The organism is Paracoccus sp. (in: a-proteobacteria) (genome assembly GCF_030538495.1).
Classification (GTDB): domain Bacteria; phylum Pseudomonadota; class Alphaproteobacteria; order Rhodobacterales; family Rhodobacteraceae; genus Paracoccus.
The window spans coordinates 100,239-124,762 of the sequence record NZ_JAUNTW010000008.1; the positions used below are offsets into that span (position 1 = coordinate 100,239).

At 60.5% G+C, this 24,524-nt stretch carries 26 protein-coding genes; 25 read left to right on the forward strand and 1 reads right to left on the reverse strand.

What is annotated here, in order from left to right:
* The first annotated feature begins 14 nt into the window (after positions 1-14).
* From Q4G20_RS09455 to Q4G20_RS09570, 24 genes are all read left to right on the forward strand, one after another.
* A complete protein-coding gene (locus Q4G20_RS09455) occupies positions 15-380 on the forward strand; it encodes an NADH-quinone oxidoreductase subunit A (RefSeq protein WP_303343189.1) in 366 nt (121 codons plus the stop codon).
* A complete protein-coding gene (locus tag Q4G20_RS09460) occupies positions 371-904 on the forward strand; it encodes an NADH-quinone oxidoreductase subunit B family protein (RefSeq protein ID WP_303343190.1) in 534 nt (177 codons plus the stop codon). Before Q4G20_RS09455 ends, Q4G20_RS09460 begins: the two co-directional genes overlap by 10 nt.
* A gap of 2 nt (positions 905-906) precedes the next feature.
* Complete coding sequence (locus tag Q4G20_RS09465) at positions 907-1,527, forward strand: NADH-quinone oxidoreductase subunit C (protein WP_303343191.1); 621 nt, start codon at positions 907-909, stop codon at positions 1,525-1,527.
* 53 nt (positions 1,528-1,580) lie between these two features.
* Positions 1,581-2,819 carry an NADH-quinone oxidoreductase subunit D gene (locus Q4G20_RS09470; RefSeq protein ID WP_303343192.1) on the forward strand — a complete coding sequence of 413 codons (1,239 nt, stop codon included), beginning with the start codon at positions 1,581-1,583 and terminating at the stop codon, positions 2,817-2,819.
* Positions 2,820-2,876: 57 nt separating this feature from the next.
* Entirely contained in the window at positions 2,877-3,752 is an 876-nt protein-coding gene (gene nuoE, locus Q4G20_RS09475; RefSeq protein WP_303343193.1) for an NADH-quinone oxidoreductase subunit NuoE, read from the forward strand.
* Between the two features lie 29 nt (positions 3,753-3,781).
* Positions 3,782-4,234 (forward strand): hypothetical protein, encoded by a 453-nt coding sequence (locus Q4G20_RS09480; protein ID WP_303343194.1) that lies wholly within the window; start codon positions 3,782-3,784, stop codon positions 4,232-4,234.
* Positions 4,231-4,443, forward strand: a complete 213-nt coding sequence (locus tag Q4G20_RS09485) for a DUF5337 family protein (RefSeq protein WP_303343195.1) — start codon at positions 4,231-4,233, stop codon at positions 4,441-4,443. Before Q4G20_RS09480 ends, Q4G20_RS09485 begins: the two co-directional genes overlap by 4 nt.
* Before the next feature lie 27 nt (positions 4,444-4,470).
* Positions 4,471-5,766, forward strand: coding sequence for an NADH-quinone oxidoreductase subunit NuoF (gene nuoF / locus Q4G20_RS09490; protein ID WP_303343196.1), 1,296 nt, complete (start codon positions 4,471-4,473; stop codon positions 5,764-5,766).
* Between the two features lie 104 nt (positions 5,767-5,870).
* On the forward strand, positions 5,871-6,269 hold the full coding sequence (locus Q4G20_RS09495) for a DUF5333 domain-containing protein (RefSeq protein WP_303343197.1): 399 nt from the start codon (positions 5,871-5,873) through the stop codon (positions 6,267-6,269).
* Between the two features lie 10 nt (positions 6,270-6,279).
* Positions 6,280-8,301, forward strand: a complete 2,022-nt coding sequence (nuoG, locus tag Q4G20_RS09500) for an NADH-quinone oxidoreductase subunit NuoG (protein ID WP_303343253.1) — start codon at positions 6,280-6,282, stop codon at positions 8,299-8,301.
* Positions 8,302-8,306: 5 nt separating this feature from the next.
* Positions 8,307-9,074, forward strand: coding sequence for a hypothetical protein (locus tag Q4G20_RS09505; RefSeq protein ID WP_303343198.1), 768 nt, complete (start codon positions 8,307-8,309; stop codon positions 9,072-9,074).
* Positions 9,075-9,091: 17 nt separating this feature from the next.
* Positions 9,092-10,123: an NADH-quinone oxidoreductase subunit NuoH gene (gene nuoH / locus Q4G20_RS09510; protein WP_303343199.1), complete on the forward strand. Its 1,032-nt coding sequence runs from the start codon at positions 9,092-9,094 to the stop codon at positions 10,121-10,123.
* 3 nt (positions 10,124-10,126) lie between these two features.
* A complete protein-coding gene (nuoI, locus tag Q4G20_RS09515) occupies positions 10,127-10,618 on the forward strand; it encodes an NADH-quinone oxidoreductase subunit NuoI (RefSeq protein ID WP_303343200.1) in 492 nt (163 codons plus the stop codon).
* Positions 10,615-11,028, forward strand: a complete 414-nt coding sequence (locus Q4G20_RS09520) for a carboxymuconolactone decarboxylase family protein (RefSeq protein ID WP_303343201.1) — start codon at positions 10,615-10,617, stop codon at positions 11,026-11,028. The genes nuoI and Q4G20_RS09520 overlap by 4 nt, the downstream gene beginning before the upstream one ends.
* Complete coding sequence (locus Q4G20_RS09525) at positions 11,025-11,627, forward strand: NADH-quinone oxidoreductase subunit J (RefSeq protein WP_303343202.1); 603 nt, start codon at positions 11,025-11,027, stop codon at positions 11,625-11,627. Before Q4G20_RS09520 ends, Q4G20_RS09525 begins: the two co-directional genes overlap by 4 nt.
* 101 nt (positions 11,628-11,728) lie before the next feature.
* Entirely contained in the window at positions 11,729-12,034 is a 306-nt protein-coding gene (nuoK, locus tag Q4G20_RS09530; RefSeq protein WP_303343203.1) for an NADH-quinone oxidoreductase subunit NuoK, read from the forward strand.
* Positions 12,035-12,040: 6 nt separating this feature from the next.
* Positions 12,041-14,149: an NADH-quinone oxidoreductase subunit L gene (nuoL, locus tag Q4G20_RS09535; protein WP_303343204.1), complete on the forward strand. Its 2,109-nt coding sequence runs from the start codon at positions 12,041-12,043 to the stop codon at positions 14,147-14,149.
* Position 14,150: 1 nt separating this feature from the next.
* The gene (locus tag Q4G20_RS09540; RefSeq protein WP_303343205.1) at positions 14,151-15,695 is read left to right on the forward strand and encodes an NADH-quinone oxidoreductase subunit M; all 1,545 of its coding nucleotides are present in this window, start codon (positions 14,151-14,153) and stop codon (positions 15,693-15,695) included.
* 10 nt (positions 15,696-15,705) lie between these two features.
* Complete coding sequence (gene nuoN / locus Q4G20_RS09545) at positions 15,706-17,220, forward strand: NADH-quinone oxidoreductase subunit NuoN (protein WP_303343206.1); 1,515 nt, start codon at positions 15,706-15,708, stop codon at positions 17,218-17,220.
* Positions 17,213-17,974, forward strand: a complete 762-nt coding sequence (locus Q4G20_RS09550) for a biotin--[acetyl-CoA-carboxylase] ligase (protein ID WP_303343207.1) — start codon at positions 17,213-17,215, stop codon at positions 17,972-17,974. Before nuoN ends, Q4G20_RS09550 begins: the two co-directional genes overlap by 8 nt.
* Before the next feature lies 1 nt (position 17,975).
* Positions 17,976-18,755, forward strand: a complete 780-nt coding sequence (locus tag Q4G20_RS09555; RefSeq protein ID WP_303343208.1) for a type III pantothenate kinase — start codon at positions 17,976-17,978, stop codon at positions 18,753-18,755.
* On the forward strand, positions 18,748-20,424 hold the full coding sequence (locus tag Q4G20_RS09560; protein ID WP_303343209.1) for a ribonuclease J: 1,677 nt from the start codon (positions 18,748-18,750) through the stop codon (positions 20,422-20,424). Before Q4G20_RS09555 ends, Q4G20_RS09560 begins: the two co-directional genes overlap by 8 nt.
* A 124-nt stretch (positions 20,425-20,548) precedes the next feature.
* Positions 20,549-21,265: a tRNA (guanosine(46)-N7)-methyltransferase TrmB gene (gene trmB, locus Q4G20_RS09565; RefSeq protein WP_303343210.1), complete on the forward strand. Its 717-nt coding sequence runs from the start codon at positions 20,549-20,551 to the stop codon at positions 21,263-21,265.
* 6 nt (positions 21,266-21,271) lie between these two features.
* On the forward strand, positions 21,272-22,840 hold the full coding sequence (locus tag Q4G20_RS09570; RefSeq protein ID WP_303343211.1) for a lysylphosphatidylglycerol synthase domain-containing protein: 1,569 nt from the start codon (positions 21,272-21,274) through the stop codon (positions 22,838-22,840).
* On the opposite strand, the gene Q4G20_RS09575 is transcribed toward Q4G20_RS09570, so the two are convergent.
* A complete protein-coding gene (locus Q4G20_RS09575; RefSeq protein ID WP_303343212.1) occupies positions 22,837-23,745 on the reverse strand; it encodes a carbohydrate kinase in 909 nt (302 codons plus the stop codon). The two genes, Q4G20_RS09570 and Q4G20_RS09575, sit on opposite strands and share 4 nt — an antisense overlap.
* A gap of 113 nt (positions 23,746-23,858) precedes the next feature.
* Here Q4G20_RS09575 and Q4G20_RS09580 point away from each other — a divergent pair, with 113 nt between their 5' ends.
* Complete coding sequence (locus Q4G20_RS09580) at positions 23,859-24,512, forward strand: metal-binding protein ZinT (protein WP_303343213.1); 654 nt, start codon at positions 23,859-23,861, stop codon at positions 24,510-24,512.
* The last annotated feature ends 12 nt before the right edge of the window (positions 24,513-24,524 follow it).

Genomic DNA, 24,524 nt, shown 5'->3' on the forward strand with positions numbered 1-24,524 from the left:
GGGGATCAACGCCCGTGCCTTATTTGTTGCAGGACTATCTGCCGATCCTTGTCTTTGCGGGCATGTCTGCCGCTTTGGCCCTGATTCTGCTGCTGGCCGCTGTTGTGATTGCGGTGCGCAACCCGGACCCGGAAAAGGTCAGCGCCTATGAATGTGGTTTCAACGCCTTTGACGATGCGCGGATGAAGTTCGACGTCCGATTCTATCTGGTGTCGATCCTGTTCATTATTTTCGACCTTGAAGTGGCGTTCCTGTTCCCGTGGGCGGTCAGCTTTGCCGGGATCAGCGATGTGGCGTTCTGGTCGATGATGGTGTTTCTGGGCGTGCTGACCGTGGGCTTTGCCTATGAATGGAAGAAAGGGGCGCTGGAATGGGCGTGATGACCGGGGCCAATACCGCAGGGCCGGACCGCGATCAGCAGGTCACTGCCCTGAACCGTGAATTGCAGGACAAAGGCTTTCTGCTGACCACGACCGAAGACATCATCAACTGGGCGCGCAATGGCTCGCTGCACTGGATGACCTTTGGTTTGGCCTGCTGCGCGGTCGAAATGATGCAAACATCCATGCCGCGTTACGATCTGGAACGGTTCGGCACCGCGCCGCGCGCATCCCCGCGCCAGTCGGACCTGATGATCGTTGCCGGCACGCTGACCAACAAAATGGCCCCCGCGCTGCGAAAGGTCTATGACCAGATGCCGGAACCGCGTTATGTCATCAGCATGGGGTCCTGCGCGAATGGCGGCGGGTATTACCATTACAGCTATTCCGTGGTGCGCGGCTGCGACCGGATCGTGCCGGTTGACATCTATGTCCCCGGCTGCCCCCCTACGGCCGAGGCATTGCTGTATGGCATCCTGCAACTTCAGCGCCGCATCCGGCGCACCGGAACGCTGGTGAGGTAACGATGTCTGTGTATCCCGATCATGACGCGCTGCGCCAACTGGCTGACCATATTCAGGCCCGCCGCCCGGACAATGTGGTTGATACCACGCTGGCTTATGGCGAACTGACCGTCACGGCGACGGCCAGTGGTATTCTGGACCTGATCGAATTTCTGCGCAGCGACAGCAATTGCCGGTTTTCGACGCTGGTTGATATTACGGCGGTGGATCATCCGGGCCGTGCGCAACGCTTTGATGTGGTTTGGCATTTCCTGTCGATGTATCAAAATCAGCGCATCCGCGTGAAGGTCGCCATTCGTGAGGATGAGATGCTGCCGTCGCTGACCGGCACCCATCCGGCGGCGAATTGGTTCGAACGCGAAGTGTTTGATATGTTTGGGATCCTGTTCACGGGCCACCCGGATATGCGCCGCATCCTGACCGATTATGGCTTCGCTGGCCACCCGCTGCGCAAAGATTTCCCGACGACCGGTTATGTCGAGGTGCGCTACAGCGAAACCGAACGCCGCGTTGTGTATGAGCCGGTGAATCTGGTTCAGGAATACCGCCAATTCGACTTTCTATCCCCGTGGGAGGGCGCGAAATACGTCCTGCCCGGTGATGAAAAAGGCGAAGCGAAGTGATCCGGCGCGTGGTGAATTTGAACGACAACCGCATGGTTGCGGAGGGCTGAGACATGGACGGCGATATTCGCAATAACCACTATGACGATGGCAGCGCAGACACGCTGACCGGCGAACAGCGGATCCGCAATTTTAACATCAACTTTGGCCCGCAACATCCTGCGGCGCATGGTGTTTTGCGTATGGTGCTGGAACTGGACGGCGAGGTTGTCGAACGTGCCGACCCGCATATCGGCCTGCTGCATCGCGGCACCGAAAAGCTGATGGAATCGCGCACTTATCTGCAAAACCTGCCGTATTTTGACCGGCTGGATTATGTTGCGCCGATGAATCAGGAACATGCCTGGTGTCTGGCGATTGAACGCCTGACCGGCACCACCGTTCCGCGCCGTGCCAGCCTGATCCGGGTGCTGTATTCGGAAATGGGCCGTATTCTGAACCACTTGCTGGGGCTGACGACCGGTGCGCTGGACGTGGGCGCGCTGACCCCGCCGCTGTGGGGGTTCGAGGCGCGCGAACAGCTGATGATTTTCTATGAACGGGCCTGTGGGGCGCGGCTGCACGCGAACTATTTCCGGCCGGGCGGCGTGCATCAGGATCTGCCGCCTGACCTGCTGGACGATATCGAAGCGTGGTGCGACCATTTCCCGACCGTCATCGACGATCTGGGGACGCTGCTGACCGAAAACCGTATTTTTAAACAACGGCTTGTCGGGATCGGCGTTGTGACCGAACAGGATGCCTTGGATTGGGGCTATTCCGGCGTCATGGTGCGCGGTTCGGGGCTGGCATGGGATTTGCGCCGCAGCCAACCCTATGAATGTTATGACGAATTCGACTTTAAGATTCCGGTCGGGACGAATGGCGATTGTTACGACCGCTATTTGTGCCGCGTTCAGGAAATGCGCGAATCGACCAGCATCATGCGGCAGGCGATTGCGAAACTGCGCGCCGAACCGGGCGGTGACGTGCTGGCGCGGGGCAAACTGACCCCGCCGAAACGCGCCGATATGAAGCGCGATATGGAATCGCTGATCCACCACTTCAAACTCTATACCGAAGGATTCAAGGTTCCGGCGGGCGAAGTCTACGCCGCTGTTGAGGCACCCAAGGGCGAATTTGGTGTGTATCTGGTCAGCGACGGGACCAACCGGCCCTATCGTTCGAAAATCCGCGCGCCCGGTTTCCTGCATTTGCAGTCGATGGACTGGATCGCCAAGGGGCATCTGCTGGCCGATGTGCCGGCGCTGATCGCCACGCTGGACATTGTTTTCGGTGAGGTTGACCGTTGACCTGTGCCGCCCATAATCAGACCGCCGCGCGGTCGCTGACACTGAACTGAGGTTGCTATGCTGCGCCGATTGCACCCCGAACAGCCTGATAGTTTTGCGTTTTTGCCCGCCAATCTGGAATGGGCGCAGGCCCAGATCACAAAATACCCCGAGGGTCGCCAGCGGTCCGCGATCATTCCGCTGTTGTGGCGGGCGCAGGAACAGGAAGGCTGGCTAAGCCGTCCGGCCATCGAATATTGCGCTAATCTGCTGGATATGCCCTATATCCGCGCGCTTGAGGTGGCGACGTTTTACTTTATGTTCCAGCTGCAACCGGTTGGAACGGTTGCGAATATCCAGATTTGCGGCACGACCACCTGCATGATCTGCGGCGCCGAGGCGCTGATCGAGGTGTGCAAACGCAAAATCGCGCCCACCCCGCACACGCTGTCGGCCGATGGCAAGTTCAGCTGGGAAGAGGTCGAATGTCTGGGCGCCTGTTCGAACGCGCCCATGGCTCAGATCGGCAAGGATTATTACGAAGACCTGACGCCGGAAAAGCTGGAACAACTGATCGACGCCATGTCGGCGGGGCAGGTGCCGTTGCCCGGGCCGCAGAATGGGCGTTTTTCGTCGGAACCGCTGGGCGGCCCGACCAGCCTTCACGATTTGCAAGGGACCGGCGGCGACCTGAATGCCAGTGCGACTTTGGCGCGCGATTTGGGTGAAACGCTGAAACGGATCGACGGGACCGAGGTTCCGATCCTGACCAAATGGCGTCGCGAACAGCCGGAACCGGCCACGGGCGAACCCGCGCCGGAACCTAAGCCCAGTGCCGACGCCCCGGCGGATGTCACCGGCATCACCAAACAAGAGGCTCAGGCCGCATCCGCCGCCCGCCCTGTATCGGCCAGCGAACCAGCAGGCAGTCGCGCCGCCGAAAAAGAGGACTGATTTAACCCGCCCTTAACCCGGAATAGGCTATGACGGACCGCATCAACACTGCTTACCTGAACGCCGGGGTCGTGCTGGGCGCTGTTGTTGGTGCGTCTTTGATCGGGTCAATCGGGGTGATTGCGGCGGTGATGTTGGGTGTAATGGCCGGGGGGATGCTGGTTGCGCTGCTGATCTGGATGTCGGGCGGAACGGCAATGGTCGCGGATAACTGGGCGCCTCCGCCCGCACCGAAACCCGCGCCGCCGGTGATGGCGCAGACGACACCCGATGATCTGACGCAGATCAAGGGGATTGGGCCGAAACTGGGTCAGGCTCTGCATGGTATCGGGATCACCCGATTCGCGCAGATCGCCGCGTGGGATGATGCGCGGATCGACGCAGTGGCCACCGAAATCGGGCGCGGTGCCGCCCGGATTCGGGGGGATGATTGGGTCGGGCAGGCGCGCAGTCTGGCCGATCAACCGGTGGGGACGGCATGACGGCCCCGGCGGATAAGGACGCCAAGCAGATGCGTCTGGTGGGGGTGGTGATCGCCGCCGCCATGATCATCTGGATCGCCATTCAGGCGCTTGGCCGGGAATATGGATGGGCGGCAAAATGGGCCTATTTGGCCGATCTTGCCGCTATCGGCGCTTTTGTCTGGTCGCTGATCGTGACCTGGCGTATCTGGCGGCGCAGGAATGTGTGACGCCCGTGGAATGAGGAACCAAATCGGATGCTGAAAGATCAGGATCGTATTTTTACCAACCTCTACGGGATGGGTGATCGCAGCCTTGCGGGCGCGAAAAAACGCGGCCATTGGGATGGCACCGCCGAGATTTTGGCCCGCGGGCGCGAGAAGATCGTGGAACAGGTCAAGGCGTCGGGCCTGCGCGGGCGCGGCGGGGCGGGCTTTCCTACCGGCCTGAAATGGTCGTTCATGCCCAAGGAAAGCGATGATCGCCCATCCTATCTGGTGATTAACGCCGACGAATCGGAACCGGCGACCTGCAAAGACCGCGAAATCATGCGGCACGACCCGCATACCCTGATCGAAGGCGCGCTGATCGCGTCCTTTGCGATGGGCGCGCATGTCAGCTATATCTATCTGCGCGGCGAATATATCCGCGAACGCGAGGCGTTGCAGGCCGCGATTGACGAATGTTACGACGCGGGCCTGCTGGGCGCGAATGCCGCTGGCACGGGTTGGGATTTCGACCTGTTCCTGCATCACGGCGCCGGCGCCTATATCTGCGGCGAAGAAACCGCGCTGCTGGAATCACTGGAAGGCAAAAAGGGGATGCCGCGGATGAAACCGCCATTCCCGGCGGGCATGGGCCTTTATGGCTGCCCGACCACGGTGAACAATGTCGAATCAATCGCCGTTGTCCCCACGATTTTGCGCCGTGGCCCGGAATGGTTCGCCAGCTTTGGCCGTCCGAACAATGCGGGCGTTAAACTGTTCGGCCTGACCGGCCATCTGAACACCCCTTGCGTCGTCGAAGAATCCATGTCGATCAGCATGAAAGAGCTGATTGAAAAACACGGCGGCGGTGTGCGCGGCGGTTGGAAAAACCTGAAAGCGGTGATTCCCGGCGGTGCGTCCTGTCCGATCTTGACCGCCGAACAGTGCGAAAACGCGATCATGGACTATGACGGGATGCGGGAATTGCGGTCGTCCTTCGGCACTGCCTGCATGATCGTGATGGATCAATCCACCGATGTGATTAAGGCCGTGTGGCGTCTGTCGGCGTTCTTCAAACACGAAAGCTGCGGCCAATGCACGCCCTGCCGCGAAGGCACCGGCTGGATGATGCGCGTCATGGAGCGTCTGGTCCGGGGCGAGGCTGAGGTCGAAGAAATCGACATGCTGCTGGACGTGACCAAACAGGTCGAAGGTCACACGATCTGCGCCCTCGGCGACGCGGCGGCATGGCCGATTCAGGGCCTGATCCGCAACTTCCGCAACGAAATCGAAGACCGGATCAAGGCGAAACGCACGGGTCGCATGGGGGCCATGGCGGCGGAATGAACGCAAAACCGGCATATGTTCACGCCCCGTTAACGGGGACGTGTCGGGCGGCAGAGGCCAAAGGCAGTTATGTGGACACGCATAACCCGCTGAAAGGATCTGTCATGACCCGTCTTGCCGTTGCGTTTGCCCTGTCGCTGTTGGCGGCCCCGGTGGCCGCGCAGGTGCCGCTGAATCAGGAAAAATACATTAACGACCGTCTGGTTGCTGCCCGCGTGGCCGATGTGCTGCGCCGTGGCTGCCCGACAATTGATGCACGCATGGTTCGCGCCTTTAATGAGGCGCGGGCGCTGAAACGATATGCGTTGAATCAGGGCTATTCCGAGGCGGAAATCGACGCCTTTCTGGACAGCCGCAGCGAACGCGACCGCATTTATCGCGAAGCGGACCGTTACATGATTGCTGGCGGCGTGGTATCGGGCCAGCCAGAGACATTTTGCCGCCTCGGGCGGGACGAAATCGCCAAACAAACGATCGCCGGATCGTTGTTGCGCGCAAGATAAGGATGGAATGATGGCCGAATTGCGGACAATCAAGATCGACGACATCGAAGTGCAGGTCGATCCCAACCTGACCTTGATTCAGGCTTGTGAACAGGCCGGGATCGAAATTCCGCGTTTCTGTTATCATGAACGGCTGTCGATTGCCGGCAACTGCCGCATGTGTCTGGTCGAAGTGGTGGGCGGCCCCCCGAAACCGGCGGCCAGTTGTGCGTTGCAGGTCAAGGACTTGCGCCCCGGCCCCGATGGTGCGCCGTCCGAAGTGCGCACGAACAGCCCCATGGTCCGCAAGGCCCGCGAAGGCGTGATGGAGTTTCTGCTGATCAACCATCCGCTGGACTGCCCGATCTGCGATCAGGGCGGCGAATGTGATTTGCAGGATCAGGCCGTCGCCTATGGCATTGATTTCAGCCGCTATCGCGAACCCAAACGCGCCGCCGAAGAACTGAACCTTGGCCCGCTGGTCGAAACGCATATGACGCGCTGCATTTCCTGCACCCGCTGCGTTCGTTTCACCAGTGAGGTTGCTGGCATCACCCAGATGGGTCAGACGGGACGGGGTGAGGACAGCGAAATCACCAGCTATCTGAACCAGACGCTGAACAGCAATTTGCAGGGCAATATCATCGACTTATGCCCGGTTGGTGCGTTGGTCAGCAAACCCTATGCCTTTACCGCGCGGCCGTGGGAATTGCGCAAAACGCAGTCGATTGACGTGATGGATGCGTTGGGTTCGAACATCCGCATCGACACCAAGGGCCGCGAAGTCATGCGCATCATGCCGCGCAACCATGACGGCGTTAACGAAGAATGGATCAGCGATAAGTCGCGCTTTGTCTGGGACGGGCTGCGTCGTCAGCGTCTGGACCAGCCCTATATCCGCGAAAACGGTCGCCTGCGCGCCGCCACCTGGCCCGAGGCACTGACCGCCGCCGCAACCGCGATGCAGGGAAAACGGGTCGCCGGTCTGATCGGCGATCTGGTCCCGGTTGAGGCGGCTTTTAGCCTGAAACAACTGGTTGAGGGGCTGGGCGGCACGGTGGAATGTCGCGTTGACGGCGCGCGTTTGCCTGCTGGCAATCGCAGCGCTTATGTCGGCACCGCGCGCATCGAAGACATTGATAACGCTGAGATGATCCAGCTGATCGGCACCAACCCGCGCGACGAATCGCCGGTGCTGAACGCTCGTATCCGCAAGGCGTGGTCGCGTGGCGCGCAAATCGGGCTGGTGGGTCAGGCGGTCGATCTGACCTATGACTATCACCACGCGGGCGATGATCGTGCCGCATTGGAAAACCTGTCATCGCTGAACATCACCGACGCGACGCGCGACAAACGCACCGTTGTGATCGTGGGGCAGGGCGCGATTCGCGAAGCGGATGGTGCCGCCGTTCTGGCCCATGCGATGAAGCTGGCCGAAAACAGCAATTCCAAACTGCTGATCCTGCACACCGCCGCTGCCCGCGTGGGTGCTATGGACATTGGCGCCGTGACCGAAGGCGGTCTGACGGCGGCTGTGGACGGGGCCGAGGTGATCTTTAACCTTGGCGCGGATGAGGTAGACATCGCCCCCGGCGCCTTCGTGATTTATCAGGGCAGCCATGGTGATCGCGGCGCGCATCGCGCCGATGTTATCCTGCCATCCGCTTGTTATACCGAAGAAAACGGCCTGTTCGTCAACACCGAAGGACGCCCGCAATTGGCCATGCGTGCCAATTTCGCCCCCGGTCAGGCTAAAGAAAACTGGGCGATCCTGCGCGCTTTGTCGGCGGAATTGGGGCAGACGCTGCCATGGGACAATCTGGCCACGCTGCGCCGCGCTCTGGTCGATGCCGTGCCGCATCTGGGCCGCGTCGATCAGGTGCCGGAAAACGAATGGCGGCCCTTGCCGGCCGAGGCTATGGGCAAAGCAACCTTCGTTAACGCGGTGAAGGATTTCTATCTGACCAACCCGATTGCGCGCTGTTCGCCCCTGATGGGGGAATTGTCGCGCATGGCGACGGCGCGCGTCGCCGACAGCATCGCGGCGGAGTAACCAAGATGCAGCCAGCCAAACGCCAGCCCATCCACCTGATCGTCGCCATGATGTGCGCGGCGTTGCTGGCAGGTTGTGCGGCTGGCAAGGATCAGGGCCGCCCCCCCGCCAAACCGGACGAAGTGACGGCGCGCATGTCCTTGGTGGCCCATACGGGCGAGGTGCGCGATCTGGATCCGGCGCGGATTTCGACCCGTTCCGGCACCATTCAGATTCTGGAAGCCGACGGCAGTGTCACGGAAATGACGCTGGATGACGGCGCGTTCAGCGATCCGTTTCTGGTAACAGAATCGCAATTGGCGGCGTTGAATCAGAATCTGACGCTGGATTTCTCGCGGACCGCTGCGGCCAATTTGCCACGCGCCAAATCCGCACAGGAACAGGCGATCGAAGACTTCGCGGCCCGCACCCAACCGGCTTTGCCTGTCTGGCGTGGTGATAAACCGGCTGACGCTGACGATTTTATCGCCGTTCGTGTCGATGTTCTGGGCGATGGCCCACGCCGCGATCTGGTCGAGGTGACGGCCAATTTGCGGCAGGGGGTGGACGCCGATATTGCGTTTTCGTATGCCACCTGCGCATTGGCTGCGTGGGCGGATTCGAATGGAACAGGTTACGGGCGTCACGTCCGCACCTTGCAGGCCAAACGCAACGGCAAGCTGCTGATCGGTGCTGCGTTTACAATGTCGGACCAACGGCCTTTGGGGCTGCGGGTCATGGAAACGAAAGAAACCTTGCGCGAATGCAAGGCACGCGGCATTCCCGCGGCGTAAGAAGGGGACAGGGGATCATGGCTGATTTTTGGGCATCTTCCTTAGGGATCGCGGTTATCCTGCTGGCGCAGGGTCTGGCGGTGATTGCCTTTGTGATGATCTCGCTGATCTTTTTGGTCTATGGCGACCGGAAAATCTGGGCGGCGGTGCAAATGCGGCGCGGCCCGAACGTGGTTGGACCGTGGGGTTTGCTGCAAACCTTTGCCGACGCATTGAAATTTGTGGTTAAAGAAATCGTCGTTCCGGCGGGTTCCGACAAATTCGTGTTCTTTCTGGCGCCGTTTTTGTCGATGACGTTGGCGCTCTTGGCCTTCGTCGCGATTCCCTTTGCGCCGGGCTGGGTGATGGCCGACATCAATGTCGGCATCCTGTTCATTTTCGCCGTGTCCAGCCTTGAGGTTTATGGCGTCATCATGGGCGGCTGGGCGTCGAACTCGAAATATCCGTTCCTTGGATCGCTGCGGTCGGCGGCCCAGATGATTTCGTATGAAGTCTCGATGGGCCTGATCATCATCGGCATCATCATCTCGGCCGGTTCGATGAACCTGACCGCCATCGTCGAGGCGCAGCGCGGCGCCGGTCTGTTGTCGTGGTTCTGGCTGGCGCATCTGCCGATGCTGGTGCTGTTCTTTGTGTCGGCTCTGGCCGAAACGAACCGCCCGCCGTTCGATCTGCCCGAGGCAGAATCGGAACTGGTCGCGGGCTTTATGGTCGAATATTCGTCCACGCCTTACCTGCTGTTTATGGCAGGGGAATATATCGCCATCTGGTTGATGTGCGCGTTGATTTCGCTGCTGTTTTTCGGTGGTTGGCTGTCGCCGATCCCCGGCCTGCCCGATGGCGCGCTGTGGATGTTCATCAAAATGGTGTTCTGGTTCTTCATGTTCGCCATGGTGAAAGCCATCGTTCCGCGCTATCGCTATGACCAGTTGATGCGCATCGGTTGGAAGGTGTTCTTGCCGCTGTCGCTGGGCTGGGTTGTGATCGTGGCCTTTCTTGCGAAATTCCAGGTGTTCGGGACGTTCTGGGCCCGTTGGGCGGGGGTGTAATCCATGGCATTTGATCTGATGCGCGCCACCAAATACTTTTTGATGGTGGACTTTATCAAAGGCTTTGGCGTGGGGATGAAGTATTTCTTTGCGCCGAAACCGACGATCAACTACCCCCACGAAAAGGGGCCGCTGTCGCCGCGTTTCCGGGGCGAACACGCGCTGCGCCGTTACCCGAATGGCGAAGAACGCTGTATCGCCTGCAAACTGTGCGAGGCGATTTGCCCCGCTCAGGCGATTACGATTGACGCGGAACCCCGCGCCGATGGCAGCCGCCGCACGACGCGTTATGACATCGACATGACCAAATGCATCTATTGCGGATTCTGCCAAGAGGCATGTCCGGTCGATGCCATCGTCGAAGGTCCGAATTTCGAATTCGCCACCGAAATGCGCGAAGAACTGTTTTATAACAAACAGAAACTCTTGGATAACGGCGCCCGGTGGGAGGCGCAGATCGCCCGTAACCTTGCTATGGATGCGCCCTACCGATGAACGACGCTTTCCAGAAAATGTTTCAGCAGATGGTTGCCTCGGGTCAGGAAATGGCGCGGGCGTTCAACCCTGCGCTGGAACATTTCGACCCGCGCGCCTTTGAAAAGCTGATCCCCACCATGCCCGCCGACATGATGGAGATGTGGTTTGGCAAGACCTTTAACCGCGACGGTCTGGACGCTAAAACGCGTCTGCTGGTCACGATTGCCGCGATGACCGTGCAGGGGGCGCACGCCGAACCGCAATTGCGCATGGCCATTCGCCACGCGGTCGAGGCTGGGGCGAAACCGCGCGAAATCGCCGAAGTGATTTATCAAATGGGCATGTTTGGTGGCCTGCCGGCCATGCAAAAGGCGCTGGAAATTGCGCAAGGCGTCTTTACCGAAGCCGAGAGGAGCGAAACGGAATGATGACATTTGCCTTCTACCTGTTCGCGATTTCGGTCTGCATTGCGGGCTTTATGGTCGTGTTGGCCCGCAACCCGGTGCATTCCGTGCTGTGGCTGATCCTGGCGTTTCTGTCGGCGGCGGGCCTCTTTGTGCTGCTGGGCGCGGAATTTGTCGCCATGTTGCTGGTCATCGTCTATGTCGGTGCCGTGGCGGTGCTGTTCCTGTTCGTTGTCATGATGCTGGATGTCGATTTCGCCCAGCTCAAAGGCGAATTTGCCCAATATCTGCCACTGGCGGGCCTGATTGGTCTGGTGCTGCTGGCGCAGTTGGGCATTGCTTTTGGCGCGTGGCAATCGTCGGATCAATCCGCGACGCTGCGGGATCTGCCAATCGCGCATGAAGTGCTGAACACCCGTGCCATCGGCATGGTCATGTATGACCGCTTTATCCTGCCGTTCCAGATTTCGGGCCTGATCCTGTTGGTCGCAATGATTGGCGCGATCACTCTGACCATGCGTCACCGCCGCGACATCAAACGTCAGGATGTGATCGAACAGATGCACCGCGACCCGGCCAAAGCCATGCAGTTGCGCGATGTCAAACCGGGGCAGGGACTATGAGCCGAACCGTTATCGTCGTTGTTGTTGTGATCGTTGTGCTGGTCGTCGGATTTAGCGGCTTCAGATAATTCAGCGGGTGCCAAACCCGGAGGGACAAAAAGATGATCGGATTGTCACATTACCTGATCGTAGGTGCGGTGCTGTTCGTCGCGGGGATCTTTGGTATCTTCGTTAACCGTAAAAATGTCATCGTGATTCTGATGTCGATTGAACTGATGCTGCTGGCCGTCAACATCAACTTTGTGGCCTTTTCGGCGCATCTGGGTGATCTGACGGGGCAGGTGTTCACGATGTTCATTCTGACCGTCGCCGCAGCCGAGGCGGCGATTGGTCTGGCAATTCTGGTGGTGTTCTTCCGCAACCGTGGCACGATCGCGGTCGAAGACGTCAACGTGATGAAGGGATAATCCGGTATGGCGCAATTTATCCTGTTTGCCCCGCTGCTGGGCGCCCTGATCGCCGGTTTCTGCTGGCGGCTGATTGGTGAACGCAGCGCGCAGTTGCTGACGACCGGCATTTTGTTTGCCGCCGCCGCCGCCAGCTGGGTCCTGTTCCTGACCTTTGATGGTGAGGTGCGTCACCTGCCGGTGATGGATTGGGTTGTGTCGGGCGATTTTAGCTCGGCTTGGGCGATCCGTCTGGACCGCTTGACCGCGATTATGCTGATCGTCGTGACCTCGGTGTCGGCCTTGGTCCATTTGTATAGCTTTGGCTATATGGCGCATGACGAAAATTTCAGCGATGCTGAACCCTATCGCGCGCGTTTCTTTGCCTATCTGTCGTTCTTCACCTTTGCCATGCTGATGCTGGTGACGGCGGATAACCTGTTGCAGATGTTCTTTGGTTGGGAAGGCGTGGGCGTTGCGTCCTATCTGCTGATCGGTTTTTACTTTAAGAAACAATCGGCTGGCGCTGCGGCGATGAAGGCGTTCATCGTGAACCGCGTCGGCGATTTCGGTTTCCTGCTGGGGATTTTTGGCATCTGGTGGCTGACCGGCAGCATCCAGTTTGATGATATTTTCGCGCAAGTGCCGATGCTGGCCGCGACCGATATTCGGTTCCTGTGGGCCGATTGGAATGCCGCGAACCTGCTGGCCTTCCTGCTGTTTGTCGGCGCGATGGGCAAATCGGCGCAGCTGTTCCTGCATACCTGGCTGCCCGACGCGATGGAGGGGCCGACCCCCGTTTCGGCCCTGATCCACGCCGCGACCATGGTGACCGCCGGTGTGTTTCTGGTCTGCCGCATGTCGCCTCTGTATGAATTCGCGCCCGAGGCCAAGAATTTCATCGTGATCATCGGCGCTTCGACCGCGTTTTTCGCGGCGACGGTGGGGCTGGTGCAGAACGATATTAAACGCGTGATCGCCTATTCGACCTGTTCGCAGCTGGGCTATATGTTCGTGGCGGCGGGCGTGGGCGTCTATTCGGTCGCAATGTTCCACCTGTTTACGCATGCTTTCTTCAAGGCGATGCTGTTCCTTGGCGCGGGCTCGGTAATCCACGCGATGCATCATGAACAGGATTTGCGGAATTATGGTGGGCTGCGCAAAAAAATCCCGCTGACCTTTTATGCGATGCTGATCGGCACGCTGGCCATTACCGGGGTCGGTATCCCTCTGACGCATATCGGTTTTGCCGGCTACCTGTCCAAAGACGCCGTGATCGAAAGCGCCTTTGCGTCGGGGAATGGTTATGCCTTCTGGCTTCTGGTGGTGGCCGCGCTGATGACCAGCTTCTATTCGTGGCGGCTGATGTTCATGACGTTCTGGGGCAAACCGCGCGGCGATCATCATGCGCATGATCACGCCCATGAAAGCCCGTCGGTGATGACCATTCCGCTGGTCGTGCTGGCCGTCGGGTCGATTTTCGCCGGGATGGTCTGGTATAACAGCTTCTTTGGCAAAGATGACAGCGTGCGCGGTTTCTTTGGGATGCCGGTGATTTCGGCGTCGCATGATGAACCGACGACGGCTCTTGATGGTGCTGTGGCCGAGGCGCCGCAGGCCGAACCCCAGGGTGAGGCATTGCACAGCGCCGCCGGTGCCGCACAGGATCCGGCCCAGATCACCGTGACGCCGGGCGCGATTTACATGCACCCCGACAACCATGTGATGCATGACGCGCATTATGTCCCGACCTGGGTCAAATTGTCGCCGTTCATTGCGATGCTGATTGGTCTGGGTCTGGCATGGCTGATGTATATCCGCCACCCCGAGGCTCCGGCGAAACTGGCCGCACAACAGCCGGTTCTGTATAATTTCCTGCTGAATAAATGGTATTTCGATCAGGTTTACGACGTCCTGTTCGTCCGCCCGGCGCGTTGGATTGGCGCGCGGCTGTGGACGGCTGGCGACGGAGCGGTTATCGACGGTGCCATTAACGGGGTTGCCTTGGGAATCATCCCGCGCCTGACCCGGTTCGCCGGGCGGGTGCAGTCGGGCTATCTGTTCCATTACGCCTTTGCGATGGTTTTGGGCATCGTAGGCTTGCTGATTTGGGTGATGATGCGAGGCGCGCACTGATATGACGAACCTTCTTTCTATCATCACCTTCCTGCCGATTGTTGCGGCGGCGATTCTGGCGGTTGGCCTGCGTGGCGACGATGAGGCGGCGCAGCGCAATGCGAAATATGTCGCGCTGTTTGCGACCACGGCCACGTTCCTGATTTCGCTGGCGGTTTTGTTCGGCTTTGATCCGTCGAACACCGGTTTCCAATTCGTCGAAGATCGCGAATGGATCATGGGCCTGCGCTATAAGATGGGCGTGGACGGGATTTCGGTCCTGTTCGTCATGCTGACCACCTTCCTGATGCCGCTGACGATCCTGTCCTGCTGGGATGTGAAAACGCGGGTCAAGGAATACATGATCGCCTTTCTGGTGCTGGAAGGGCTGATGATCGGCGTGTTCACCGCGCTTGACCTGATCCTGTTCTATCTGTTCTTCGAAGCGGGCCTGATCCCCATGTTCCTGATTATCGGGATTTGGGGTGGCCAGAACCGGATTTACGCCGCGTTCAAGTTCTTTCTCTATACCTTCATCGGTTCGGTGCTGATGCTGGTGGCGATGATCGCCATGGCGATGACCGCCGGGACGACCGATATCGCGCAGTTGCTGACCTTTGATTTCCCGTCGGAAACCATGCGCGTGCTGGGCTTTACCGTTGTTGGCGGGATGCAGACGCTGCTGTTCCTGGCGTTCTTTGCCAGCTTTGCGGTGAAAATGCCGATGTGGCCGGTGCATACATGGTTGCCCGACGCGCATGTTCAGGCGCCGACCGCGGGTTCGGTCGTGCTGGCCGCCGTGCTGCTGAAAATGGGTGGCTATGGCTTCCTGCGTTTTTCGATGCCGATGTTCCCGGTCGCTGCGGATCTGCTGCAACCGCTGGTGCTGTGGCTGTCGGCTATTGCGATTGTCTACACCTCGCTGGTGGCTTTGGCCCAAAGCGATATGAAGAAACTGATCGCCTATTCCTCCGTCGCGCATATGGGTTATGTCACGATGGGGATTTTCGCCGCGAACCAGCAGGGGATCGACGGTGCGATTTTCCAGATGCTGTCGCATGGCTTTATCTCGGGCGCGCTGTTCCTGTGTGTGGGCGTGATTTACGACCGGATGCACACGCGCGAAATCGACGCCTATGGCGGCTTGGTCAACCGGATGCCGGTTTACGCTTTGGTGTTCATGTTCTTTACCATGGCTAATGTCGGCCTGCCGGGAACTTCGGGTTTTGTGGGTGAGTTTCTGACCCTCTTGGGCGCGTTCCGGGCGAATACCTGGGTGGCCTTTGTCGCGGCAACCGGGGTGATCCTGTCGGCGGGCTATGCGCTGTGGCTGTATCGCCGCGTCACCATGGGCGCGCTGATTAAGGAAAGCCTGAAAACCATCACCGACATGACCCCGCGTGAGCGTTGGATTTTCGCCCCGCTGATCGCCATGACGTTGATTTTGGGTGTTTATCCGCGCCTTGTGACCGACATCACCGGACCGGCGGTTGAATCGCTGCTGGTGAATTTCCACGCATCACTGCCGGTCGAGACCGGCGGCGATATGGCAACCGCCAGCCAATAAGGACTGCAAGATGACCGCGATGAATTTTTCGACCATTTTGCCTGAATTCTGGCTGGCTGTGTATGCCTTGGCCGCTCTGATGGCGGGGGCGTTTTTTGGCAAGGATGCGATTGCCAAGCTGATCCTGTGGGCCAGTGTTGCCGCCTTGCTGGTGGCTGGGCTGGCGGTTGGGCTGGACAACGGCCCGGCGCAAACTGCGTTTTTCGGGATGATTACCGATGATGCCTTTGGCCGCTTTGCCAAGGTCACGGTCCTGTTGTCCGGCGCCGCCGTTCTGGCGATGAGCGCGGATTACATGGACCGTCAGCGCATGATGCGGTTTGAATATCCGATCCTGATTGTGCTGGCGACCGTTGGTATGATGCTGATGGTATCGGCGGGCGACCTGCTGACGCTGTATATGGGGTTGGAACTGCAATCGCTGTCGCTCTATGTCGTGGCCGCGATGCGCCGCGAAAGCGTCAAATCGTCCGAGGCGGGCCTGAAATATTTCGTTCTTGGCGCGCTGTCGTCGGGTCTGTTGCTCTATGGTGCCTCGCTGGTTTACGGCTTTGCGGGGACGACGCAATTTGCCGGGATTATTCAGACGGTGATCGCGGGCAACCTGCCGATCGGCCTGCTGTTCGGTCTGGTGTTCCTGCTGGTTGGTCTGGCCTTCAAAGTGTCGGCGGTGCCGTTCCATATGTGGACGCCGGATGTTTACGAAGGCTCGCCCACGCCGGTGACCGCGTTTTTCGCGACCGCGCCCAAGGTGGCGGCCATGGCGCTGATCGCGCGGCTGATGTTTGACGCCTTCGGCAATGTCACCGGTGACTGGACCCAGATCATCGCGGCGCTTGCGGTGATGTCGATGTTCCTTGGCGCGATTGCCGGGGTGGGGCAGACGAATATCAAACGTCTGATGGCCTATTCATCGATCGCGCATATGGGCTTTGCTTTGGTTGGTCTGGCGGCTGGCACGGCTTTGGGTGTTCAGGCGATGCTGATTTATATGGCGATTTACGCCGTGATGAATGTCGGGGCCTTTGCCTTTATTCTGTCGCTGGAACGTGACGGGCAGCCGGTGACCGAAATTGCGGCGCTGAACCAGTTCTGGCGCGTTGACCCGCTGAAGGCGGTTGCCGTGCTGGTCCTGATGTTCAGCTTGGCCGGTGTGCCGCCGCTGCTGGGGTTCTTTGCCAAGCTGTCCGTGCTGACGGCTGCGGTTGATGCCGGGATGGCGTGGCTGGCGGTTGCGGGTGTGATCGCGTCGGTGATTGGCGCGTTTTATTACCTGCGCATCGTTTACTATGTCTATTTCGGGGCGGAAACGGACCCGGTGACCAGCCGTATGGGGCCGGTGCAGATGGTGGCGATGCTGGGGTCGGTGCTGATCATCGTGCTGGGCGCGGTGTCGATGCTGGGCGTGGATCGTGCGGCAGGGCGCGCGGCGGAATCGCTGGTTGCTGTGCCGGTGATTACGGCGCAGCCGGGCGGCGCGATTGTCCCCGCTGCCACCCTGACCGAGCCGGTCCCGAGTGAGTAATCCGCAGCCGTGGCCGGATGGTGTCGCGCGGCATGTTCTGGACCGCGTGGACAGCACCAATGCCGAGGCGATGCGTCTGGCCGGTTCCCTTTCGGGGCCGGCTTGGATCATGGCGCGGCGGCAGGAATCCGGGCGCGGCAGGCGTGGGCGGGTCTGGAGCGATCCGCCGGGGAACTTTGCCGCAACCCTGTTGATGCGTCCCGATGGCGGCGCGGCGGATGCGGCGCGGTATTCCTTTGTTGCGGCTCTGGCGGTTGATACGGCGCTGCGCCAGTTATGCGGGCCGCAGGTGAATCTGTCGCTGAAATGGCCCAATGATGTGCTGTTGAACGGCGGCAAATTGGCGGGGATTCTGCTGGAAAGCGTGGGTGCGGGCGGATCGGTCAACGCGCTTGCCGTTGGGATTGGCGTGAACCTGACCCACACTCCCGACCATGTCGAATCTGGCGCGATGCGTCCGGTCAGCGTTCTGGGCGAAACCGGGCTGACCCTAACCGCGGATGAGCTGCTGGATGCCCTTGCCCCGGCCTTTGACCATTGGGCGCGGCAGATGCGGGATTATGGCTTTGGCCCGATCCGCCATGCATGGCTGGCGCGCGCGGCCAAGCTGGGCGAAACCATCACGGCGCGCACCGGCACCACGGAAACGGTCGGGCGGTTTGATGGCATCGACGACACCGGCGCGTTGATGCTGACCACCCCGCGCGGTCCGCAGGCGATCCCTGCGGCCGATGTGTATTTCACCGGGGGCTGATATGTTACTGTGCATCGACACCGGCAACACGAATACGGTCTTTTCCATCTGGGACGGCACGCAATTTCTGTCGCATTGGCGGATCAGCACGGATCACCGGCGGACGGCGGATGAATATTTCGTCTGGCTGTCCACGCTGATTTCGGTGCGTAAATTCGACCTGAATATCGACGCCTGCATTATCAGCGCGACCGCCCCGCGCGTGGTGTTTAACCTGCGTGTGCTGTGCAACCGGTATTTCGACATTCGCCCGCTGGTCGTGGGCAAACCCGAATGTTTGCTGCCCGCGCCGCCGCAGGTCGATCCGGGGACGAAGGTTGGTCCCGACCGTCTGGCCAATGCGGTTGCCGCCTTTGACCGGCACGGCGCCGACAGCGTGGTGGTGGATTTCGGCACCGCGACGAATTTTGACGTGGTGGGCGCGAATGGGGCCTATGTTGGCGGCGTGATTGCGCCCGGCGTGAACCTGTCGCTTGAGGCGTTGCACAGCGCCGCAGCCGCCTTGCCGCATGTCGATGTGACCATGCCCGACCGCGTGATCGGCACCAACACGATTGCCTGCATCCAGTCAGGGATTTACTGGGGCTATATCGGGTTGATCGAAGGGATCACCCGCCGCATTTGCGCCGAACGCGACAAACCAATGAAAATCATTGCAACCGGGGGGCTTGCCCCGTTGTTTGATCAGGGGTTTGATCTGTTCGACGCCATCGAAGACGACCTGACCGTTCACGGTCTGCGATTGATACATGATTACAACAAGGAGATGGGCAATGGCTGAGCGCCTGATCTATCTGCCGCTGGGCGGCGCGGGCGAAATCGGCATGAACGCCTATGTCTATGGCTATGGCGTGCCGGGGAAAGAACGGCTGATTCTGGTCGATCTGGGCGTCAGCTTTGGCGATATGGACAGCAGCCCCGGCATTGATCTGATCATGCCGGACATCACATGGCTGGAACAAAACCGCGACCGGCTGGAGGCGATTTTTATCACCCACGCCCACGAAGACCATATCGGCGCCCTTGGGCATCTGTGGGGGCGGCTGGATGTTCCGATCTATGCCCGCCAATTCACCGGCGCGCTGATCCGCCTGAAGCTGGAGGAACAGGGCCATCCGGCAAACGCCGTGAACATCACCGGCCCCCGCCCCGAGGTGACGCAGGCCGGCCCGTTCAACGTGCAATTCGTGCCGATCAGCCATTCGATCCCGGAAAGCGCGGCGCTGATTATCGACACGCCCGCCGGTCGGATCGTCCATTCGGGCGATTTCAAACTGGACAGCGCCCCCGTCGTTGGCGAGGCGTTTGACCCGATCCTGTGGCGCGACATTGCCGCCGAAGGGCGCGGCATCAAGGTGATGACCTGCGACAGCACCAACATCTTTTCCACCCATCCGGGGCGGTCGGAATCCATGCTGGCCAACCCGATTCTGGAATGGGTGATGGCGCAGAAAAACATGATCGTTGCGACCACCTTTGCGTCGAATGTCGCGCGTCTGAAAACGCTGGCTGATGCCGCCGTGGCCTCGGGGCGCAAGATTTGCCTGTTGGGTCGCGCGATGCGGCGGATGGTTTCGGTCGCCTTGGAAACCGGCGTGTTGCAGGATTTCCCCAGCACCATCGGCCCGGATGAGGCCGCCAGCCTGCCGCGTCATCAGGTCATGCTGATCGCCACCGGCAGTCAGGGCGAACGCCGCGCCGCCAGTGCGCAATTGTCCCGCGGCCGCTATCTGGGCCTGTCCTTGAAAGAGGGCGACAGCTATCTGTTCAGTTCGAAAACCATCCCCGGCAATGAAAAGCCGGTCGGGCGGATCATGAACGCGCTGTCGGAATTGGGCGTTGACGTTTACGATGCCGATGACGGGCTGTTCCATGTCTCGGGTCACGCCAACCGCCCGGACATCGAGGCGATGCACGAACTGCTGAAACCGAAAATCGTGATCCCGCAGCATGGCGAACATCTGCATCTGCGCGAACATGTTCTGTTGGCGCGGTCCAAGGGGATGGCGTCCGAAATCGCCACCAATGGCACCATGCTGGATCTGACCGGCGACACCCCGCGCGTGGTTGATCAGGTCGAAAGCGGCAAGCTGTATCTGGACGGCAATGTGCTGATCGGGGCCATGGACGGCATTGTCCGCGACCGGATTCGCATGGCGCTGAACGGTCACGCCATGGTCAGCGTGATCGTGGATGAAGACGACAATGTTCTGCCCGATGCCTGGGTTGAACTGATGGGCCTGTCCGAACGCACCCGCGGCGGCGATGATCTGGCCCGCCAGATCGAAGGCGAACTGGCGGATTTCCTGGAAGGCGCGGACCGCCGCACCGTCAACGACGACAGCAAAATGGACGAGGCGATCCGCAAGATCACCCGTCAGGTTGCCATGGAAGAAATCGGCAAAAAGCCCGAGGTGACGGTAATTATCAGCCGTCTGGCTGCGGACTGATCGGGGGGCAGGGGGCCTTTCAGCCCCCCTCTTGGCCGTTGGCCAATTCACCCCCTTGAGGATATTTTTGCACAGAAGATAAGGCGGGCTTGACGATAGGCCCGCCTTGCGTCACTGGGCCGCTATGACTGATGAACCGATAACCGAATTTGATCCCAACCCGCCGCGCCGTAATTTTTACGGGCGGCGGCATGGGAAGACGTTGCGCCACAGCCAGAAGGGCTATCTGTCCGAGGACTTGGGCGAATTGCGTCCGCGTGGCATCACCGTGCAGGACAACCCCGAACGCCGCGTGATTGATCCGACGGCGATTTTTGGCGATGACCGGCCGATTTGGTTAGAGGTGGGCTTTGGCGGCGGTGAGCATATGGTTCACATGGCCAAGACCTATCCCGATATTGGCATTATCGGGTGCGAGCCGTTTATTAACGGGGTCGCGATGCTGTTGGGGAAAATCCGTGCGGCGGGTGTGGAAAATGTCAGCGTGCATCCCGGCGATGCGCGGGATTTGATGGATGTGTTGCCGGATGCCTGCATTGATCGGGCGTTTCTGATGTATCCCGATCCGTGGCCCAAGGCCCGCCATCACCGCCGCCGTTTCGTGACGCCGGAACATCTGTTGCCTTTGGCGCGGGTGATGCGACCGGGCGGAGTGTTCCGCGTGGCGACCGATATTCCCGATTATGTGCGTCAGACGTTGGAGCAGGTGCCGCCTGCCGGGTTTGATCTGGTGTCGGAAACGCCGCAGGCTTGGGATGATTGGATCAGCACCCGCTACGAACAGAAGGCGCTGCGCGAAGGCCGTCCGCCGCATTATGTCACGTTTCGTCGTCAGGGCTGATCTGCGATGATCCGCGCGCTGCCCTATCTGGTGGCGGGGGCGCTGTTTGTACTGGGGCTGTGGGCGATGTATCGCCTGCTGGCGCCGGTGGATCTGGCGCAGGTGGCCGCGCAAATCCGGGCGACGCCGTGGCCGGTGATGGGCTTGGCGCTGATGGCGACGCTGTGCGGCTATCTGTGTCTGGCCGGTTATGATTGGTCGGCGCTGCGTTATATCGGCAAGCCGCTGCCGTTGCCGGTGGTGATGACGGGCGGGCTGATGGCCTATGCCTTTGGGAACACGATCGGGTTAACCGCGATTTCGGGTGGAGCGGTCCGGTGGCGCGTGTATTCCGGGCTGGGGCTGACCGGGTTGGATATTGCCGCGATTTCGACCTTTACGGCGGTGTCTTATGGCATGGCGGCGACGGTGATCGGGCTGGGCGCATTAGCCGCGCATCCCACGGCACTGGCCGCGATGCTGCCGTTTTCGGCGGGTGTCGTGCGGATTGCGGCGGTCGCGGCGATTGTGGCGATTATGGGGCCGCTGGTCTGGGCGTCGCGGTCGGGGCGGGCGCTGCGGTGGCGGCGGTTTGCGCTGCGCGCGCCGTCGCTGCCGGTTTTGGGGGCGCAGGTCGCGATCAGTCTGGGCGATGTCGTGTCGGCGGCTTTGGTGCTGTATTTGTTCCTGCCGGTGACGGATTGCGGTTTTTTCACCTTTCTGGCGGTGTTTGCGGCGGCGATGATGGCGGGGGTGATCAGCCATGTTCCCGGCGGCATCGGCGTGTTCGAGGTGGTGATTATGGCCGCCATGCCCACAGGCACGCCGGTGGGTCAGGTCGCGGCGGCGCTGCTGTTGTTTCGGATGGTCTATTATCTGGTGCCGTTTGGGGCGGCGCTGTTGCTGTTGTCGGCCTACGAAGGGTGGCGGATGTTGGGCCGTCCGATGCTGCCGTCGCGGCTGGGGCATCTGGTGGGCGTTATCGAACCGGCGCTGCGGGCGGTGACGGCGTTAACTCCGGTGGTGCTGGCGGTGATGATCTTTGGGTCGGGGCTGTGGATGACGTTGTCGGCCATTCTGCGCCTGTCCCCCGCCACCGATGACGCGGCCGAGGCGTTGTTTCCATTGGCATTTGTCGATGGGTCGGCGTTGATGTCGAGTGCTTTGGGAACGGGTCTGATCGTGCTGTCGCTGGGCGTTCTGGCGCGGTCGCGTGGGGCGTTCTGGCTGGCCGTGGCGGCCATGGCGGCGGGTGTTGGCGTGGCGTTAACCGGTCAACCGGAATGGGAACGCGCGGCGGCGCTGACGGTGGCGATTGGGGTGTTGCTGCCGTTTCGGCATGGGTTTGACCGTGACGCGGTGCTGACCCATGCGCCGTTCACGCCGGGTTGGGTTGCGCTGTTGCTGGCGGCGGTGTCGGGCTTTGGCTGCGTGTTGTTTTTCGCCGGGGAAAGCATGGCCTTTTCCGGCAAGCTGTGGTGGCAATTTGCCCTGGACGACACCGCGCCCCGCTGGCTGCGTGCGGGGTTAACGGCGGGGCTGTTGGTTGGGGTTGGCGCGCTGATTATGCTGTTGCGCGCGCCCGACCGGCGTTAGGGCATTTCATGCGCCCAAGGCGGGTTCGCGCCGGGGCGGGATACGGTGACCGCGGCGGCCTGCGCCCCCATGGTCAGGGCGGTGCGCAGCTGCGCGGGCGTCACGGATGCCAGCCCGGATTTGGTTAACACGCCCTGCCGCGACAGGCTGGCCAGCACGCCCGCGTTGAACGTATCGCCCGCGCCGATGGTGTCGGCAACGGTGGTGCGCACCGCTGGCACGTTCACCACGTCCCCGGCCCAGATCGCGCGCGCGCCCGATTCGCCCCCGGTTTGCAGCACGATGCGCGGCCCGGTTTGCAGCACACGCTGCGCCGCGGCGTCGGGCGACAGGTCGGGATAGAGCCACTCCAGATCATCGGCGGACAGTTTGACAATATCCGCCATCGGCAGCAGGTGCGACAGGCGCGCGCGGTAAGGTTCTGGTTCTGTTATGAAAAACGGGCGGATATTGGGGTCGATCATCACGGCCATGCGCGCGTGATTTTGCGCGATCAGCGTTTCGATGGTGGCACCGCAGGGGTCCGGCACCAGACTGATGCCGCCCGCGAACAGCGCGGCCACCGTGTCGGGCAGGGGGGCGATGTCATCGGGGCGCAGCATCCGCCCCGCCGATTCGGCGTCATAGAATGAATAACGCGCCTCGGTCCCGGTCAGGGTCACGATGGCCAAAGTGGTTAACCGATCCGTCACCGGGCAGAGGTCGGTGTTCACCCCTGCATCGGCCAGCGGTTGCCGGATCATCGCGCCAAAGGGGTCGGTGCTGATCGGCCACAGATAGCCCGCATTGGCCCCCAATCGCCCCAAAGCCACAGCCGTATTATACACCGCGCCGCCCGCCAGAGGACGAAAACCGCCATCCTGCGGCACCATATCAATTAACGATTCGCCTGCGCACAGGATCATATCGGCCCCCATTTTTCGCATTGGTAGCGTCAGACAGGGGCGCGCACCAGAGGGGGCTTGCATACGATGTAATGTGATAATATACCAATACGACCTATATAAGGATCGCCACCATGAACCTCTTTCGTTTATCGATCAGCAGCCTTGCGGTTGCCATGATCGCCCTGACCGCGCCCGCCATGGCGCACAGCACCAAGGCGGGCCACAGCCACAGCCACGCGCATCACGATGAAAAATCGGTTTACAAAGGTTACTTTGACGATGCGCAAATCCAGCCCCGCGATCTGTCGGATTGGGCCGGGGAATGGCAGTCGGTTTACCCGCTGTTGACAGCCGGCACGCTGGATCCGGTCATGGTGCATAAGGCCGAACATGGCAGCAAAACCGCCGAGGAATACCGCGCCTATTACGACATCGGGTATAAGACCGGCGTGGATCGCATCACCATCGACGGCGCGACGGTGACTTTTTACGGTCCCGAAGGCGCGGTCAGCGGGGATTACGTCGCCGATGGGTATGAAATACTGACCTATTCCCGTGGCAATCGCGGCGTGCGGTTTGTGTTCGCCAAAGCTGCGGGCGATGACGCCGCGCCGGGCTATATCCAGTTCAGCGATCACCGCATCGCCCCGGAAACGTCTGATCATTATCACTTGTATTGGGGCGACGACCGGGCCAAGCTGTTAGAGGAACTGACAAATTGGCCGACTTACTATCCGGCGGCGCTGTCAGCGGATGAAATTGTCCGCGAAATGATGGCCCATTAATGCCGGTGGGCG

Coding starts and splice junctions, on each gene's coding strand:
- Q4G20_RS09460 (WP_303343190.1), top strand. CDS start 371: ATGGGCGTGATGACCGGGGCCAATACCGCAGGGCCGGACCGCGATCAG.
- Q4G20_RS09465 (WP_303343191.1), top strand. CDS start 907: ATGTCTGTGTATCCCGATCATGACGCGCTGCGCCAACTGGCTGACCAT.
- Q4G20_RS09470 (WP_303343192.1), top strand. CDS start 1,581: ATGGACGGCGATATTCGCAATAACCACTATGACGATGGCAGCGCAGAC.
- nuoE (WP_303343193.1), top strand. CDS start 2,877: ATGCTGCGCCGATTGCACCCCGAACAGCCTGATAGTTTTGCGTTTTTG.
- Q4G20_RS09480 (WP_303343194.1), top strand. CDS start 3,782: ATGACGGACCGCATCAACACTGCTTACCTGAACGCCGGGGTCGTGCTG.
- Q4G20_RS09485 (WP_303343195.1), top strand. CDS start 4,231: ATGACGGCCCCGGCGGATAAGGACGCCAAGCAGATGCGTCTGGTGGGG.
- nuoF (WP_303343196.1), top strand. CDS start 4,471: ATGCTGAAAGATCAGGATCGTATTTTTACCAACCTCTACGGGATGGGT.
- Q4G20_RS09495 (WP_303343197.1), top strand. CDS start 5,871: ATGACCCGTCTTGCCGTTGCGTTTGCCCTGTCGCTGTTGGCGGCCCCG.
- nuoG (WP_303343253.1), top strand. CDS start 6,280: ATGGCCGAATTGCGGACAATCAAGATCGACGACATCGAAGTGCAGGTC.
- Q4G20_RS09505 (WP_303343198.1), top strand. CDS start 8,307: ATGCAGCCAGCCAAACGCCAGCCCATCCACCTGATCGTCGCCATGATG.
- nuoH (WP_303343199.1), top strand. CDS start 9,092: ATGGCTGATTTTTGGGCATCTTCCTTAGGGATCGCGGTTATCCTGCTG.
- nuoI (WP_303343200.1), top strand. CDS start 10,127: ATGGCATTTGATCTGATGCGCGCCACCAAATACTTTTTGATGGTGGAC.
- Q4G20_RS09520 (WP_303343201.1), top strand. CDS start 10,615: ATGAACGACGCTTTCCAGAAAATGTTTCAGCAGATGGTTGCCTCGGGT.
- Q4G20_RS09525 (WP_303343202.1), top strand. CDS start 11,025: ATGATGACATTTGCCTTCTACCTGTTCGCGATTTCGGTCTGCATTGCG.
- nuoK (WP_303343203.1), top strand. CDS start 11,729: ATGATCGGATTGTCACATTACCTGATCGTAGGTGCGGTGCTGTTCGTC.
- nuoL (WP_303343204.1), top strand. CDS start 12,041: ATGGCGCAATTTATCCTGTTTGCCCCGCTGCTGGGCGCCCTGATCGCC.
- Q4G20_RS09540 (WP_303343205.1), top strand. CDS start 14,151: ATGACGAACCTTCTTTCTATCATCACCTTCCTGCCGATTGTTGCGGCG.
- nuoN (WP_303343206.1), top strand. CDS start 15,706: ATGACCGCGATGAATTTTTCGACCATTTTGCCTGAATTCTGGCTGGCT.
- Q4G20_RS09555 (WP_303343208.1), top strand. CDS start 17,976: ATGTTACTGTGCATCGACACCGGCAACACGAATACGGTCTTTTCCATC.
- Q4G20_RS09560 (WP_303343209.1), top strand. CDS start 18,748: ATGGCTGAGCGCCTGATCTATCTGCCGCTGGGCGGCGCGGGCGAAATC.
- trmB (WP_303343210.1), top strand. CDS start 20,549: ATGACTGATGAACCGATAACCGAATTTGATCCCAACCCGCCGCGCCGT.
- Q4G20_RS09570 (WP_303343211.1), top strand. CDS start 21,272: ATGATCCGCGCGCTGCCCTATCTGGTGGCGGGGGCGCTGTTTGTACTG.
- Q4G20_RS09575 (WP_303343212.1), bottom strand. CDS start 23,745: ATGATCCTGTGCGCAGGCGAATCGTTAATTGATATGGTGCCGCAGGAT.
- Q4G20_RS09580 (WP_303343213.1), top strand. CDS start 23,859: ATGAACCTCTTTCGTTTATCGATCAGCAGCCTTGCGGTTGCCATGATC.